The sequence below is a fragment of the Flavobacterium sp. genome, from assembly GCF_047602195.1.
Classification (GTDB): Bacteria; Bacteroidota; Bacteroidia; order Flavobacteriales; family Flavobacteriaceae; genus Flavobacterium.
The window spans coordinates 297,427-313,215 of sequence record NZ_JASGHW010000002.1; the positions used below are offsets into that span (position 1 = coordinate 297,427).

The window sequence follows — 15,789 nt, forward strand, 5'->3', positions numbered from 1 at the left end:
TAAACTACTCAGGCTCTTATTTCAATTTTTTCTTGACCGCAACTTCCTGGAAAGCTTCGATCAAATCGTTCATCTCGATGTCGTTGTAGCCTTTGATCTGGATACCGCAATCGTAGCCTTTCGATACTTCTTTCACATCGTCCTTGAAACGCTTGAGCGCAGCGAGTTCGCCTTCGTGAACCACGACGCCTTCGCGGATGAGTCTGATGCGTGAATTCCTGAAAATCTTCCCGTCGGTGACCATACAACCGGCAATCGTACCCACTTTGGAAATCTTGAACAATTCGCGGATTTCTGCCGTACCGGTGATTTCTTCTTTCATCTCCGGCGAAAGCATTCCTTCCATCGCATCTTTCAAGTCATCGATCGCATCGTAGATGATCGAGTAGTGACGGATATCGATTTCCTCCTTCTCGGCCAATTGCTTGGCATTTCCGGCAGGACGAACGTTGAATCCGATGATGATCGCATCCGAGGCCGAGGCCAACATAACGTCGGTTTCGGTGATCGCACCAACACCTTTGTGGATGATATTGATCTGGATTTCTTCGGTGGACAATTTCGAGAATGAATCGGTCAAAGCTTCCACAGAACCGTCCACGTCACCCTTGATGATGATGTTGAGTTCCTTGAACTGACCGAGCGCGATACGGCGTCCGATTTCGGCCAACGTAATGTGGCGTTGCGTACGGACCGATTGCTCGCGTTGCAATTGGGTCCGTTTGACCGCAATTTGCTTGGCTTCTCTTTCGTCTTCGAAGATGTTGAACTTGTCCCCCGCCGTTGGCGCACCATCCAAACCAAGTACAGAAACCGGCGTTGATGGCCCCGCTTCTTTCAAGGCATGGCCGCGTTCGTCGTGCATCGCACGTATTTTTCCGTGGTTTTTACCGGCCAACATATAGTCGCCGATGCGCAGGGTTCCGTTTTGTACGAGAATCGTCGCCACGTAACCTTTTCCTTTGTCGAGCTGCGCTTCTACAACGGTTCCGGTCGCCAAACGATCCGGATTCGCTTTCAAATCAAGGATTTCGGCCTCGAGCAATACTTTCTCGAGCAAATCCTTGACGCCCGTCCCGGCCTTGGCCGAAATATCGTGCGACTGGATTTTACCGCCCCAATCTTCGACGAGCAAGTTCATGCCCGCCAATCTTTCCTTGATTTTATCTGGGTTGGCGTTTGGTTTATCAATTTTGTTGATTGCAAACACAATCGGAACACCCGCCGCCTGTGCGTGGCTGATGGCTTCCTTGGTTTGCGGCATGATGTCGTCGTCGGCAGCGATCACGATGATCGCAATATCGGTGACCTGGGCACCACGCGCACGCATCGCGGTAAACGCTTCGTGACCCGGTGTATCGAGGAAGGCGATTTTCTGGCCGTTGTCCAAGGTTACCCCGTAAGCCCCGATGTGCTGTGTAATTCCACCCGATTCGCCCGCGATTACATTTTCCTTACGGATGTAATCGAGCAAGGAAGTCTTACCGTGATCGACGTGACCCATGACAGTAACGATTGGCGCACGGGTAACGAGATCTTCATCCCTGTCTTCTTCAACTTGGATGTTTTCTTCGAGATCGGTTGTGATGAATTCTACGTCATAACCGAATTCGTCGGCTACAATGGTTAGCGTTTCTGCATCGAGACGCTGGTTCATGGTCACCATGATCCCGAGTGACATGCAAGTTCCAATGACTTTGGTGATGGGCACATCCATCATGGTCGCAATCTCTCCAACGGTAACGAATTCGGTTACCTTTAGTGTTTTGCTGCCTTCTTCGAGCGCTCTTTGTTCGTCATCCGATTTTTGACGGTGCGAATCCCTTTTGTCCCTTCTGTATTTGGCCGCTTTTGATTTGCCGCCTTTGCCTTGCAATTTTTCGAGCGTTTCGCGGATTTGGTTTTTCACTTCTTCCTCAGTAGGCTCTACTTTGGCCGCAACGGCTGGACGATTTCCTTTCTGGAATCCAGGACGGTTTTGTCCGCCTTGCCCAGATCGGTTCTGGCCTTGGCCACCAGGACGGTTTTGACCACCGGCACCTGGAGCTCCAGCCCCGCCTGGCCTTACGTCGCCCGGTTTGGAAGGAATTCTTTTGCGCTTATTTTTATTGGCATTGGCATTGTTTGCCCCGCCATTAGCCGCAGGATTGCCCCCCGGCCTAAGGTCTTCTTTTTTCTTTTTTGGTTTGTCAAACTGTGACAAATCGATGGTTTGACCGGTTAAGGTAGCGCCTGACAATTTCTGGTATTGGGTTGTAATGGCTTCCTCTTGGGCCGGCTCCTCCGCTTTGGGCGGTGCCGGTTGTGCCGGGGCCTGGGTTACCGGTTGTACCGGCGTTTCAACAGGTTTAGCGGGTGCCGGAGCTTCGGCTGGCTTTTGCGGATTGAGATCGATCGTGCCGACCTGCTTCGGACCCGTAACCGTGGCCTTGGCCTTGATCACTTCGAGTCTTTGGCGTTCTTCGTCGTGCTTGCGCTTGTCCTCGATTTCTTTTTCGCGTTCGATGCGCAGCGCTTCTTTCTCCTTGCGCTTTTCCTCGCCTACTTCCTTGGACGCTTCCTTGTTGCCTTTGTCTCCCGCAAATTGGTTCTGCAGAATGCCGTATTCCGACTCGGAAATCTTGGCGTTCGGGTTGGCATCAATGGCAATTCCCTTATCCTTAAGATAATCGACGGCCCTTTCCAAAGAAATGTTGAATTCCCTTAAAACCTTATTAATTCTTATTACTCTTTCGTCAGACATATAATCTTTTTGTTAATACCTTGTTGTTGTGTTGTGGCAGCAGTTTCTTAACTGTTGAACTCTTCCTTGAGGATGCGCATCACGTCAAGGATGGTTTCCTCCTCGAGATCGGTTCTTCTGACGAGATCTTCCACATCCTGTTTCAAGATGCTTCGGGCCGTATCGAGACCAATTTTGGCAAATTCTTCGATTACCCAGTCTTCGATTTCATCTGAGAACTCTGTCAATTCTACATCGTCTTCTTCTTCGGCAATGTTGCCTTCGCGGATGACATCCAATTCGTAACCAGTCAACAGACCAGCCAATTTAATATTGTGTCCACCGCGACCGATCGCTTTGGAAACTTCTTCCAATTTTAAATACACTTCGGCCCTTTTGGCCTCCTCGTTGATCTTAATCGAGGACACTTTTGCAGGACTCAATGCTCTTGTGATGTACAAGTTAACATTGCTGGTGTAGTTGATCACGTCGATGTTTTCGTTGCCCAATTCGCGAACGATGCCGTGGATACGCGAACCTTTCATTCCGACGCAAGCCCCCACCGGATCGATGCGGTCATCGTAAGAATCAACGGCTACTTTCGCCTTTTCGCCCGGGATACGGACTACATTTTTGACCATGATCAAACCGTCAAACACTTCCGGAATTTCCTGTTCGAACAATTTCTCGAGGAATTTCTCCGACGTACGCGACATGATGATCTGCGGCTTATTGCCTTTCAACTCCACGCTTTCGATGATACCACGCACGTTGTCGCCTTTGCGGAAGAAATCGCTTGGGATTTGTTTTTCCTTTGGCAAAACGATCTCGTTGCCTTCATCGTCGACCAAAATTACAACTCTTGGACGAACGTGGTGCACTTCGGCTGTGTAAATATCGCCAATTAAATCTTTAAATTGCTTGTAAAGATTCGTATTGTCGTGCTCGTGGATCTTGGAAATGAGGTTTTGGCGCAAAGCCAAGATCGCTCTTCTTCCCAAATCGATCAATTTTACTTCTTCTGAAACCTCTTCGCCAATCTCGAAATCGGGTTCGATTTTGCGCGCTTCGGTGAGTGTAATCTCTTCATTTTCCAGATCGAGGTCGTCATCGGCTACGATCACGCGTCTTCTCCAGATTTCCATATCGCCTTTGTCTGGGTTGATGATGATGTCAAAGTTCTCATCCGAACCGAATTTCTTTTTCAGTGCATTCCTAAACACATCTTCCAATATCGCCATTAGCGTTACACGATCAATCAACTTGTCGTCTTTGAACTCTGAAAATGATTCAATTAAGGCTAAATTTTCCATGCCAACTCTTTAAATTTAAAATGTTACTGTAACAATTGCTTCTTTGATCTCTGCGTAGGGCAGTTCGCGTTTCTTTTGAACGGTTTCTTTTCCCTTGCCTATTTTTTTGGGTTCGCGCGCCTCCCATTCGAGTGTGATGAAATCGTCATTGACAGCGGTCAATTCGGCTTCGATTTTCTCGTCATTGGTCTTTACGATCAGCGTGCGCCCGATGTTTTTTTGGTATTGCCTTACGGTTTTGAGCGGGGTCGAAAGCCCGGCCGAAGCCACTTCCAACGAAAAATCTTGCTCCTCGCGATCCAGATTGTGTTCGATGGCGCGGCTGATGTCGATGCAATCCTGCAAAGTGACGCCGTTATCGCCATCTAAGGTAACAATAATCTTGAAACCGTCGGTAATGGTCAGGTCGATTAAAAAAAGGGACGGATTCGCTTTCAATCCTTCCTCGAGCAAACCGCTGACTTTCTCTTTAAATGTCATATGATTATAAAAAGAGGGGACTCCTGTCCCCTCATTATTTAGTTTCTAATAAATAACGCTGCAAATATAATCATTTTTTTGTAAATCAAAAATCATGCGGTATGTAAAAATAATTCTTACCTTTATTGTATAAAAAACAAACCATTTTCAAAATAAATTTCTTACACTTCTTATTATGAAACGAATTTTAGTTCCAACCGATTTTTCCAAACATGCTGAATACGCTCTAAAAGTTGCTGCCCAGATTGCGCGCGAGAACAACAGCGAAATTATTTTGCTGCACATGCTTGAACTGCCACACCAAGGAACAGACGCCGTCGGATCGGGAAGCGACATTCCTGAGATCATGTTCTTCAAGAACAAGGCCATCAGTAACCTGGAAGATCTTATGGACGTGGATTACCTCAAAGGAATCAATGTTTCAGAAATTATCCAGTTTGAAAAAGCCTTCGAAGGCATCTTGGGCGTCAGCAAGAAAAACAACATCGACTTCATCGTCATGGGGTCGCACGGCGCCAGCGGATTTCAGGAAATGTTCATCGGATCGAATACAGAAAAGGTCGTTCGCTTTGCCGAGGTTCCAGTGCTCGTGATCAAAAACGAGATGAGTACATTCAATGCCAAAAACCTCGTGTTCGCTTCGGATTTTTCACAGGAAATCAAAAAACCGTTCCGTCAATTGCTCGAATTCGCCAAAGGTTTCGACGCCCAGCTCAAGCTCGTGATGGTCAACACCCCGAACACATTCAAGCCAACCGCAGTTGCCGAGAAAATCATGGCCGATTTTATGGCCGAGTTCGATTACCCGAACCACTCGATGCACATCTATAACGACGTAAATGTCGAAAAAGGCATCCTCAACTTCGCCAACAGTGTCAACGCCGACCTGATCGGGATGTGTACGCACGGCAGAACTGGATTTGCACATTTCTTCAACGGAAGCATCAGCGAAGACTTGGTCAACCATGCAGTTCGCCCGGTGATCACCTTCAAAATCTAAGCATTATTTCACTTGAAAATAGAAAACCCTTCGGAAACGGAGGGTTTTTTGTTGGGAATCAGCAAAATAAAAATCCCGACCATTGCTGATCGGGATTCTGTGAAGTTGGCCCACTAGGACTCGAACCTAGAAAGACGGCACCAAAAACCGTAGTGTTACCATTACACCATAGGCCAGTTCCATTGCTGTTAAGCGAGTGCAAATTTAAAACAAATTTTATTCTTCGCAAATTTTTACTGTTTTTTTCTCATTTTTTTTGCTGTAACATTTGCACCGAAGCTAAAGTCTTTTGAATCTGCGCAAAAGGATTGACAGGCATAGGTAAAATGGGAGAATTTTTTGTTAATGCGCCATTCCTTAAGCAAAAAAATAGTTTCTTTGTAACTTCAATAAACCTCATTTCCGTATGGCGACATTCAATTTCAGTAAATGGAATACAATTACAGGCTGGCTTACTTTTTCAATCGCTCTTATTACTTATACCCTCACCGTAGAACCCACCATGAGTTTTTGGGACTGCGGCGAATACATTGCCACTGCCGCCAAACTTGAAGTCGGTCACCCGCCCGGGGCGCCACTTTTCCAGATGATGGGTGCCTTTTTCGCCATGTTTGCCCCCGATGCCAAACAAGTGGCCCTGATGGTCAACATGATGTCGGTTTTCTCAAGCGCCTTTACGATTTTGTTCATGTTTTGGTCGACCACGATTGTGTTGCGCAAATTTGTCTCTAGTTTTTCTGAACTTGACGACACCAAGCTTAAGGTAATCCTCGGAAGTGCTTTTGTAGCCTCACTTGCCTTTACTTTCTCAGATAGTTTTTGGTTCAATGCCGTCGAAGCGGAAGTGTATGCGATGGCGACCTTGTTCATTGCGGCCATGTTCTGGCTTGGTCTGCGTTGGGAAGCCGATATGCACACGCCACGTGGCAACAAATGGCTGTTGCTCATCTCCTTGATGACCGGACTTTCTTTCGGGGTCCACTTTATGGCCTTGCTGACGATTCCTGCCATCGGGCTGCTGTATTATTTCAAACATTACAAAACCATCACGGTTAAGAATTTCATCATCGCCAATGCGGTCGTGATCGCGATCCTGTTGTTCATCTTCAAATTGTTGTTGCCTTGGACAATGGCCGTGTTTGGAAAAACCGAAATCTTCATGGTCAACAGCTTGGGCCTGCCGTTCGATTCGGGAACAATTTTCGTATTCCTGGCTATCATCGGTTTGTTTTATTTCGGGCTCAAGAAAACCAAGGAAAAAGGACAGGTTTTGTACAACACGATCATCCTTTGCGTGCTTTTCATCCTGATCGGATTCTCGACCTGGATGATGTTGCCAATCCGCGCCAATGCCAATGTCGTGATCAACGAAAACAAACCATCGGATGCCGCCGAGGTCTTGGCTTATTACAACCGCGAGCAATACGGCGTCAATCCATTGTTTTATGGCCCGCAATTCTCGGACATGTTCGCCGGACTGGATGAAAACCAGCCGTATCTCGACAAAAAACCCAACTACGAACGCGACTACAAAACCGGCAAATACATCATCACCAACAACTGGAAAAACGCCGAACAGAACAGCGACGACAACCACAAAACCATCCTGCCAAGGATGTGGAGCACCGAGCACGCCGAAAATTATATGAATTTCACACATGCACTCGAATTCCGTATCAAACCCGAATATGCAGAGGAACAGGAACTCGTCAATGTGGTGGCCGAATTCCGCAAGGCGTATGCCGCCAAGCAGATCGACAACGATGGCTATGTGACGTTTCTCAAGGAATATGGTGATTACCTTAACATCCAGAAACCGACCACTTGGGACAACCTCAGTTTTATGGTCGAATACCAATTCGGCTATATGTATTGGAGGTATTTGATGTGGAATTTTACCGGAAGGCAGAACGACATCCAAGGCAAATACGACAACCTCGATGGCAACTGGCTCAGCGGCATCAATTTTATTGACGAAGCACATCTCGGATCGCAGCAAAACCTGCCTGCCGATGTCTTGAACAACCACGGACGCAATGTCTATTTCTTTTTGCCATTTATCCTCGGGATTATCGGTTTGGTGTACCACGCCAACCGCGACCTCAAGAGTTTCTATATTTTATTGGTCTTGTTCCTTTTTACCGGATTGGCCTTGAAGATTTACCTCAATGAGCGTCCGTTCGAACCGCGTGAACGGGATTATGCGCTCGTCGGGTCATTCTATGTGTTCGCGATCTGGATTGCGTTTGGAATCTACGCGATTTATGAAAAACTGGCCAATTACCTACAACCCAAAATCGCCGGACCGGTGGCAATCGCCGCTTCCTTATTGGCCGCTCCGGTGCTGATGGCTTCCCAGAACTGGGACGACCACGACCGTTCAGGCAAATACACCGCGATTGCGATGGCCAAGGCTTACCTGGATTCCTGTGAGCCCAATGCGATTTTATTTACCATTGGCGACAACGATACGTTCCCGCTTTGGTACGCCCAGGAAATCGAAGGTGTAAGACCCGACATCAAGATTGTCAACACCAGCCTGTTCATGACCGATTGGTACATCGACCAGATGAAGCGCAAGACTTACACTTCGGATGGACTGCCGATTTCGTTCAAGCACGACCAATACGTCGGGGACAAACTCGATTATGCGTTCCACAATCCGCAAACCGAAAACCGTTGGAACCTTAAGGATTTTATCGGGTTCATTGCGAGCGACAATCCGCAGACGATGGCGCAGATGCAAAACGGGCAGTTTGTCCATTTCTATCCGACCAATAAAGTCCGCATCCCAATCAACAAGGAAAACATCATCAAGAATAAAGTCGTTGCGCCTAAATATTATGACTCGATCGTGCCGTATATCGACATCGAAATCAAAGGGCAGGCATTGTACAAAAACCGTCTGATGATGCTCGATGTATTGGCCAACAACGATTGGAAACGCCCGATCTATTTCACCGGAGGAAGTTTCGGCGACGACGATTACCTGTGGATGAAGGATTACCTCCAATTGGACGGTATGGTGTACAAACTCGTACCAATCCGCACGCCGATCCCTAAAGATGGCAGCCCGCTCGACATGGGCCAGATCGACACCGACAAGATGTACAACATCGTTATGAAATGGGATTGGGGCAACAGCGAAAGTCCGAAAATCTACCACGATCCGGAAACGCGCAAGAACAGTATTTCGTACCGCACCAACCTCGCGCGTCTGATGGAACAGCAAATCAACGAAGGCAAAAAGGAACAGGCCAAAAAAGTAATCGATTTGGCGATGACCAAGATGCCTGTCGAATATTTCGGTTACTATTCCTTGCTTGACCCATTTGCGGGCGGTTATTATGAAGTGGGCGAAAAAGCCAAGGCGCGCCAATTGCTTGACCAACTCATCGTGAAATACCAGCAGAATTTGGATTATTACAAAAACCTCGAGCCATCGGAACAGAACAACATCATGATCGAAATCATCACCGATATTGAACGCTACCGTGGATTGCTCGAAGTCATGAAAGACCGTGGCGATGCCGAATATTACGCCAAAAATCGAACGGTTTTCAACAGATACAACAAAATGTTTGAGCGTTTCGGACGCGACGACGAATAACAACAAACGCTTATCTGGAAAATGCAGTGATGAAGATTGCTGCATTTTCTTTTTATATTCGCTATGAAACTTTGGATTAAAACGCACCCGATCATCAAATGGCTGTTCCCCAAATACATTTGGGATTTCAAGACCAACAAAAAAACCGTCTGGCTTACTTTTGACGACGGCCCGATTCCCGAAGTGACCGAATGGGTTTTGGAACAATTGCACCAACACAACGCCAAAGCCACTTTCTTTTGCATCGGCGACAATGTGCGCAAACATTCGGATATTTTCAATAAAGTCACTTCGGCTGGGCATTCAATCGGCAACCATACCTTCAACCACCTCAACGGTTGGAAAACCGGGACAGGGCAATACATCGACAATGTGGAACGGTGCTGGCAAACCATTGCCGAGTTCACCAGACCGACCAAAATCATGCGGCCGCCTTATGGCAAAATCAAACGCGACCAGGCCAGGCGTTTACACAAACTCGGTTATAAAATCATTATGTGGGACATTGTAAGTGCCGATTTCGACCCAAACATAACGCCCGAGCAATGCCTCGAAAACGTGTTGAAAAATGTAGAACCGGGAAGTATTATCGTATTCCATGACAGCGTCAAGGCGTTTAAGAACCTTCAATATGCGTTGCCTAAAACGTTGGGATTTTTATCCGAGAACGGATACCGTTGTGAAGTGCCGGCTCAGATTTGTTCCTGAACCAGTCCGATGATGGTGTTGGCGTCCAATTCCCCGGATTGTCTCCAGATCATCTGCCCTTCCTTGTAAATCATCAGTGTAGGAAGCCCTTTGATGCGTAAGGCATCGGCCAATTCCTGGTTTTTATCGACATCAATCTTGATGACTTTTGCCTTGTCGCCCAATGCCGCCGCCACATCGCGGATGACCGGATGCATCGAAACCGACGATTCGTTCCACTCGGTGTAGAAATCGATCAGTACGGGTACTTGTGCGTTGATTAATTCTCCAAATTTTGACATAAAACCAAAATATTTTTAATTCCTAAATCGTTCGATTTGAGATATTGAGGATACAAATGTAGCATTTTTAACGAATTATGCTAATTTTTCGCCTTTTTTTAGTTCGATCACCGTTATTTCTGGCATAATTCCTACCCGGCCGGGATAGGCATGGAACCCAAAACCGCGGTTCACGTAAACGTATCTTCCGAATTCCTCATACAATCCAGCCCATTGTTTGTAAATGTATTGCGCCGGGCTCCACTTGAAAAAACCGGGAATTTCGATTCCGAACTGCAACCCGTGCGTATGGCCGGACAAAGTCAGGTGAAAGTTCTTTTCGTGTCGCTTGACCTGTTCTTCCCAATGGCTTGGGTCGTGGCTCATCAATATCTTGAAATCTTCTTTTTGCAAACCTTCCGAGGCTTTGCGCAAATCGCCGGCCTGCTTGAAATTGCGCCCCCAGTTTTCCACGCCGACCAATGCAATCTTGTCGTTGCCCTTTTGCAGGAACGCATGCTCGTTGAGCATGAGCTTGAAATCGATTTGGCGGTGCAGGTCCTTAATCGCGGCAAAATTTTCGGCTTTTTCTTTCTGCGACGGCCATTCGACGTATTCGCCGTAATCGTGGTTGCCCAAAACCGAATACTTGCCAAATGCATGCGGACGGATGCGGTTGAAAGCCTCGATCCAAGGATGCATTTCCTTGGCATGCACATTGACGATGTCGCCCGTGAACAAAATCAAATCGGAATCCTGCTCGTTGATCAGGTCGATGGCGTGGTTGATTTTGTCGGGATTGTCGAAACTGCCACTATGGACATCTGAAATCTGGGTGAGCTTGAATCCATCGAAAGCATCGGGCAAGTCGGGGAAAAAGACCTGTTGGCGCATCACTTTGTAATTGTATTTCCCGATGGTCATCCCATAGATCAACGACAAAAACGGGACTGCCGCCAAACCCAATCCGATTTGGCTCACAAACTTTCGCCTGGCCGGAAAAATACCGGCATCCACATCCGACTGGTAGAAATAGTTGCATCCGGCGCGGAACACCCGGTACACATCTTCGCCGAACATGAAAAACATGAGTAAAATCTTGGGAATGTAAATCAGCAAAAGCAACCCGAGCGCCATCAACGTCTGCTTGGTCTGCCCTACCGAACGGTCATAATGCGCAATGGCATAAAAGATAAAACCTACTACAAACAGACTGACCATGATGTAGGCGCCCAACATCCAACGTGTCTTGATCACCGTACGGAAAGCCTGGAATGCATAGAATTCAATCAGCAGTAAGACAAGGGTGAAAATAATCCAGAACCGCAGCATTTTTTGGAAAGTTTACACAAATTAACAAAGAAAGCCAATGCACCGCGCTTTTGTTGGATAAAATTTAACGATTGTACCATCGCAAAAAGAAAAGCCGGTGACTCGCATCACCGGCTTCATCAACCAAAACTATAACACTATGAATTCAATAAGCCTTTGCGCTTATTATTTTTTTGCTTTTGCGTCGGTGGCTTTCGTCGCTTCGGCCTTGGTGGCCTTTGCATCCGGTTTGGTCACTTCGGCTTTCGCTTCTGTTTTGTGCTTTTTGTTGTGTTTCACCGGTTTTGCTGTGGCATCTTGGGCGAAAGTTGTGGCTGTAGCCAATCCGAAGACTGCAACCAATAATGCTAATTTTTTCATGATTAAAAGTATTTAATGGTTTAATTACAGGTCAAAGGTAGTACCGTAAAATGAAGACCAAATGAAGATTGTCAGTTCTCCTCTTTTTTAACTTTTAATTAAACAAAAGCGTGAACGTCGTGCCTTGTCCGGGTGTAGAATAGACTTCAATGGTGAGGTGGTGAAAATGGGCGATGGTATGTGCAATGGCCAGCCCGAGCCCCTGCCCTTCCTGATCGCTGCTGATACGTGTGAACCGTGTAAAGATACTTGCAACCTGATGGGGTTCCATGCCGATTCCGGTATCGGTGATGGCAATGAAATATTTGTTTTCTGAGAATCCGTCCTCGACCAGGATCTTGCCTTTGGGTTTGTTGTACTTGATGGCATTGACCACCAGATTGTACAACAAGATGTGGATCAACGTCCCGTTGCCTTTGAATTCGGGCTGGTAGTGGAAATGTCGCTCTACCGAAAGTCCTTTTTCTTCGATGCGGTCGGCCAAATCATCGATCAGGTTTTCGACAATTTGAGCAAAATGGATGATTTCGTTGGCCTCATACTGGTTGTTTTCGATGCGCGAGATCAACAATAAATTATTGATGACCTTCTTGAGCAGATCGAGCGTCCTGAGCGCGCCCGCAATTTTGTCGATCGCCGCATCGTCGAGCGAGTCGTTTTGCAGCAGGTTTTCGAATTTGCCCTTGAGCAGCGCAATCGGTGTGAGCAATTCGTGCGACACATTGGCGATGAACTGCTTTTCCTGCCGGAACGATTCGCCGATGCGGTCCATCATCTGGTTCAAAACCGTGTCGAGCTGCTCGAAATCGGCCGAAGTGGACGCAATGGGCGTATGGTCGAACTTCTCGGGCTGGTCGACGCGCCTGATCTTGGTGTCGATGATTTTGTAGAACGGCTTGAGCAGGTATTCGATGTAAAAGGTATCCATCAAAAAAGTCACGAGCAAAATCACGACGAGCACGATCAGGATAAAAACCCGGATCACAAAGGTGAGTTCTTCAATTTCGCTCAGGTTGCTGCCGATCTCGAGCAGGTAAAAATGCGCATCGTATTCGAATTCGTATTGCAGGATGCGGTAATCGTTTTGTTCTTCCTCGATCACGCGTGGCTCGGTCAGGAAAATGGTTTGCCCCGTGGCCTTTCGCTGCAATAATGACAATTGAAGGAACTCGCTGTGCAAAGTGGAATAACTCGAATAGGTTTCGGAAGTATCGTTGCGGATCAGGAAGTCGTTGATTTCCTCATTGTCGAGGTGTGCGATGAAATTCTGCTTTTTCTCGAGCAGCGTCTGGTTGATGTGTTTCGAAACCACTTTCTCGACCAATACCGGCAACAGCAGCCACAGCACCAGGATGACCAGCAAACGGGTCAGCGCATTGAAGATGGAAAGTTGGTGTTTGAATTTCATATTTTGTTGGCCGCAAATGACACAAATTAGCTCGAATCATTTGTGCCAATTGGTTTAATTCGTGGCTAAAAATTTAGACATTGATTCGATAACCGACATTGCGCACCGTTTCAAACCATTCCAAAGTAGTATGCTTGTCGAGTTTTTTCCTGAGGTTGCGCACATGCACATCGATGAAATTCGAATCGGAATTGACTTCGAGGATGTCGCCCCAGATGTGCTCGGTGAGTTGCAAACGCGTAATGACCCGGTTTTTGTTGAGCACCAAATATTGAAAAATATCGAATTCCTTCTTCGTCAAATTGATCGGATGTTCCCCATAACGCACTTTGTAATCCTGCAACTGCAACGTAAAACCGTGCAGGTCGATTTCATTGACGACAAACCCATGCATTCTACGGATGATGGCATAGAGTCGTGCGACAAGCTCGGTCAGCGCAAATGGTTTGGTCAGGTAATCGTCGGCACCAAGGTCCAATCCATTGATGCGATCGTCGAGTTCGCCGCGCGCCGTAATGATGATGACCGCCATATTCGATTGGGTTTTGCGTACCGATTGCAATACTTCAAATCCGCTGCCATCGGGCAAACCCAAATCGAGCAGCATGGCATCGAACGTATTGACCGAAACCTCCTCGAGCGCGTCTTCGCAAGTCCGCGCCCATTTGCAAACGTAGCCGTTCTGGGAAAGGTAATCGATGATTTCGGAAGCAAGCTCCGCGTGGTCTTCAACAATAAGGATGTTCATCTGGATGCTTTATGGTCGACTAAAATTACGAATATTAAAACAAAAGCTGATAAATTTCTTTACCAGCTTTTAGGCAAACGAGTTTCATGTCGTTTTTCAAAAAGATTTATTTAACCTTGTAAAAGTAACACGCGAAAATGAAGTTCAGATGAAGAATCCAGCTTTGCTTTTGCAATTCCTTTCTTGTAAAAAAGAAGCCTTGAAAATTTTAGCGTTAATTTTCTTTGCAATTGACAACCATAGCGCCAAAAACATTTTTATTTCTGAAAAATGGAATAATTATTATTTTTATTTAGTCTAAATAAATAATTTTGCTTGACTAATTAAAAATACCATGACACAAAATTATCTACTGCTTTTAATGCTGTTTGCCGGACGCCTATTGGCACAGGATTGTCAACCACCCGGGCCTATTGTTGGCGATGTAGGTTGCATTACCTTTAATAACAACGGAAACGAAACCACTTATACGACCGTTCGCGGCAAAGACGGCAAAGTCTGGTTGCAGCAAAACCTCGGCAGCCAAAGCGTCGCCACTTCGGCCACCGATGAAAATGGATACGGCGATCTCTACCAATGGGGACGCTGGACGGACGGGCATCAAAAAAGGAATGCCACGCCAACAGCAATCGCACCGCAACCCAACAATCCATCGGGAATTGCTCCCGGCGACGGCTTTTATTCCACTTCACCTGAATGGTGGTCGGAAGGGACTTCAACCGACCAATGGAACGCCAAATCACCACAAGAAGCCACTGCCACCAATGGCTGCGACCCATGCAAGGCACTTGGCAGCCATTGGAGCGTTCCCACCAAAGCCGACTGGGAAGCCATCATCGCCGCCGAAAACATTACCAATATCGCCACTGCTTTCGAAAGCAGCCTCAAACTGACGATTGCGGGCTCCAAATTGCCATCGGGAAGTTTCAATTTCACCGGCGTTCGCGGGTATTATTGGAGCAAGACCACGAGCGACAATGATGATTACGCCAAATATCTGTATTACAGCAATTTCATCGTCAACCCGAGTGCAGGCAGTACGAGAGGGCAAGGTTTGTCGGTGCGTTGCATCCAGAACCATCCGCAATATTGCGAGGTATCGGTCGATTATGATGTGGAACCGATTTCGCTCGTCGATTTTGCCAACCTCAACAATGCCACTTCCCCTATCGTCAATGCGACGCCGGCCTATGAAGATTTTACTTCCATGGTGGCCAATGTGAATCGTGGAGAAACGTATACCCTGACCGTAAAAGGAAATACCGTGGGCCCATTAGAGCACGACATCCGCGTCTTTTTCGACTGGAATCAAGACGGTGTTTACGATATGGATACCGAATACCAAACCGTTTCGCTCTTGCCTTCAACAGGTGAGGATGACGTCACGGCCACCATCGGCATCACGATTCCAGAAAATGCCCTTTTGGGAACCACCCGAATGCGCCTCATCAAAGACCTGTGGAATGTTTATGAACCCGGGGAATTTGATGCTTGTCTGAATGCCTATTATGGGCAAGTTGAAGAATATTCAATCCAAATCGGAAACACTTTAGCCAATCAGGATTTCGAAAAGAAAGCCGTTTCCATTTACCCGAATCCGACCGACGGCTTATTCCAAATCCAAACGGCCGAAACCATCAAAAACATCCGCATTTACAACATGCTCGGACAATTGGTGGCCAACCAAAAATCAAACACCATTGATTTGACGACCCAAAAATCGGGCGTCTATGCCATCCTAATCGAATTCGAAAACGGAAGCGCATCCCAACAGAAAATCATCCGGAAATAATCCGTTTCATTTTAATTTCGTTAGTTGTTTTTTTGCGAACCGGTGCAGATTTATTT

Annotated in this window: 13 protein-coding genes and 1 tRNA gene; 5 read left to right on the forward strand and 9 right to left on the reverse strand. The window is 46.8% G+C overall.

All coding sequences use genetic code 11. From position 1 onward, the window contains the following. Positions 1 to 16 precede the first annotated feature (16 nt). Genes infB through rimP form a run of 3 tightly spaced genes read right to left on the reverse strand, consistent with a single transcriptional unit; the run spans position 17 to position 4,515 of the window. Positions 17 to 2,743 carry a translation initiation factor IF-2 gene (infB, locus tag QM717_RS02305; protein WP_415034431.1) on the reverse strand — a complete coding sequence of 909 codons (2,727 nt, stop codon included), beginning with the start codon at positions 2,741 to 2,743 and terminating at the stop codon, positions 17 to 19. 47 nt (positions 2,744 to 2,790) lie between these two features. Next, positions 2,791 to 4,035 (reverse strand): transcription termination factor NusA, encoded by a 1,245-nt coding sequence (gene nusA / locus QM717_RS02310; protein ID WP_415034433.1) that lies wholly within the window; start codon positions 4,033 to 4,035, stop codon positions 2,791 to 2,793. A gap of 15 nt (positions 4,036 to 4,050) precedes the next feature. Beyond that, complete coding sequence (gene rimP, locus QM717_RS02315) at positions 4,051 to 4,515, reverse strand: ribosome assembly cofactor RimP (protein ID WP_415034435.1); 465 nt, start codon at positions 4,513 to 4,515, stop codon at positions 4,051 to 4,053. A 175-nt stretch (positions 4,516 to 4,690) separates the two neighbouring features. On the opposite strand from rimP, the gene QM717_RS02320 reads away from it, so the two are divergent. Continuing rightward, positions 4,691 to 5,515 carry a universal stress protein gene (locus QM717_RS02320; protein WP_415034437.1) on the forward strand — a complete coding sequence of 275 codons (825 nt, stop codon included), beginning with the start codon at positions 4,691 to 4,693 and terminating at the stop codon, positions 5,513 to 5,515. A gap of 105 nt (positions 5,516 to 5,620) precedes the next feature. Here the strand turns inward: QM717_RS02320 and QM717_RS02325 are convergent. Continuing rightward, positions 5,621 to 5,691, reverse strand: a tRNA-Gln gene (locus QM717_RS02325). Positions 5,692 to 5,921: 230 nt separating this feature from the next. Here QM717_RS02325 and QM717_RS02330 point away from each other — a divergent pair. Then, positions 5,922 to 9,125 carry a protein O-mannosyl-transferase family gene (locus tag QM717_RS02330; protein ID WP_415034439.1) on the forward strand — a complete coding sequence of 1,068 codons (3,204 nt, stop codon included), beginning with the start codon at positions 5,922 to 5,924 and terminating at the stop codon, positions 9,123 to 9,125. Positions 9,126 to 9,188: 63 nt separating this feature from the next. Then, the gene (locus tag QM717_RS02335) at positions 9,189 to 9,833 is read left to right on the forward strand and encodes a polysaccharide deacetylase family protein (protein WP_415034441.1); all 645 of its coding nucleotides are present in this window, start codon (positions 9,189 to 9,191) and stop codon (positions 9,831 to 9,833) included. Here the strand turns inward: QM717_RS02335 and QM717_RS02340 are convergent. The 5 genes from QM717_RS02340 to QM717_RS02360 form a co-directional block, all read right to left on the reverse strand. Then, positions 9,818 to 10,114 (reverse strand): thioredoxin family protein, encoded by a 297-nt coding sequence (locus QM717_RS02340; RefSeq protein ID WP_091143626.1) that lies wholly within the window; start codon positions 10,112 to 10,114, stop codon positions 9,818 to 9,820. The genes QM717_RS02335 and QM717_RS02340 overlap by 16 nt on opposite strands. 75 nt (positions 10,115 to 10,189) lie before the next feature. Further along, positions 10,190 to 11,425, reverse strand: a complete 1,236-nt coding sequence (locus tag QM717_RS02345; RefSeq protein ID WP_415034444.1) for a metallophosphoesterase — start codon at positions 11,423 to 11,425, stop codon at positions 10,190 to 10,192. Positions 11,426 to 11,590: 165 nt separating this feature from the next. Then, complete coding sequence (locus QM717_RS02350) at positions 11,591 to 11,785, reverse strand: hypothetical protein (protein ID WP_415034446.1); 195 nt, start codon at positions 11,783 to 11,785, stop codon at positions 11,591 to 11,593. Between the two features lie 94 nt (positions 11,786 to 11,879). Next, positions 11,880 to 13,193, reverse strand: a complete 1,314-nt coding sequence (locus QM717_RS02355) for a sensor histidine kinase (RefSeq protein ID WP_415034448.1) — start codon at positions 13,191 to 13,193, stop codon at positions 11,880 to 11,882. 73 nt (positions 13,194 to 13,266) lie between these two features. Continuing rightward, positions 13,267 to 13,941 (reverse strand): response regulator transcription factor, encoded by a 675-nt coding sequence (locus QM717_RS02360; protein ID WP_415034450.1) that lies wholly within the window; start codon positions 13,939 to 13,941, stop codon positions 13,267 to 13,269. Positions 13,942 to 14,089: 148 nt separating this feature from the next. Between QM717_RS02360 and QM717_RS02365 the strand changes: the two genes are divergently transcribed. Continuing rightward, entirely contained in the window at positions 14,090 to 14,242 is a 153-nt protein-coding gene (locus QM717_RS02365) for a hypothetical protein (protein WP_415034452.1), read from the forward strand. Positions 14,243 to 14,275: 33 nt separating this feature from the next. After that, the gene (locus QM717_RS02370) at positions 14,276 to 15,733 is read left to right on the forward strand and encodes a GEVED domain-containing protein (RefSeq protein WP_415034454.1); all 1,458 of its coding nucleotides are present in this window, start codon (positions 14,276 to 14,278) and stop codon (positions 15,731 to 15,733) included. Positions 15,734 to 15,789: the final 56 nt, after the last annotated feature.

Coding starts and splice junctions, on each gene's coding strand:
- infB (WP_415034431.1), bottom strand. CDS start 2,743: ATGTCTGACGAAAGAGTAATAAGAATTAATAAGGTTTTAAGGGAATTC.
- nusA (WP_415034433.1), bottom strand. CDS start 4,035: ATGGAAAATTTAGCCTTAATTGAATCATTTTCAGAGTTCAAAGACGAC.
- rimP (WP_415034435.1), bottom strand. CDS start 4,515: ATGACATTTAAAGAGAAAGTCAGCGGTTTGCTCGAGGAAGGATTGAAA.
- QM717_RS02320 (WP_415034437.1), top strand. CDS start 4,691: ATGAAACGAATTTTAGTTCCAACCGATTTTTCCAAACATGCTGAATAC.
- QM717_RS02330 (WP_415034439.1), top strand. CDS start 5,922: ATGGCGACATTCAATTTCAGTAAATGGAATACAATTACAGGCTGGCTT.
- QM717_RS02335 (WP_415034441.1), top strand. CDS start 9,189: ATGAAACTTTGGATTAAAACGCACCCGATCATCAAATGGCTGTTCCCC.
- QM717_RS02340 (WP_091143626.1), bottom strand. CDS start 10,114: ATGTCAAAATTTGGAGAATTAATCAACGCACAAGTACCCGTACTGATC.
- QM717_RS02345 (WP_415034444.1), bottom strand. CDS start 11,425: ATGCTGCGGTTCTGGATTATTTTCACCCTTGTCTTACTGCTGATTGAA.
- QM717_RS02350 (WP_415034446.1), bottom strand. CDS start 11,785: ATGAAAAAATTAGCATTATTGGTTGCAGTCTTCGGATTGGCTACAGCC.
- QM717_RS02355 (WP_415034448.1), bottom strand. CDS start 13,193: ATGAAATTCAAACACCAACTTTCCATCTTCAATGCGCTGACCCGTTTG.
- QM717_RS02360 (WP_415034450.1), bottom strand. CDS start 13,941: ATGAACATCCTTATTGTTGAAGACCACGCGGAGCTTGCTTCCGAAATC.
- QM717_RS02365 (WP_415034452.1), top strand. CDS start 14,090: ATGAAGAATCCAGCTTTGCTTTTGCAATTCCTTTCTTGTAAAAAAGAA.
- QM717_RS02370 (WP_415034454.1), top strand. CDS start 14,276: ATGACACAAAATTATCTACTGCTTTTAATGCTGTTTGCCGGACGCCTA.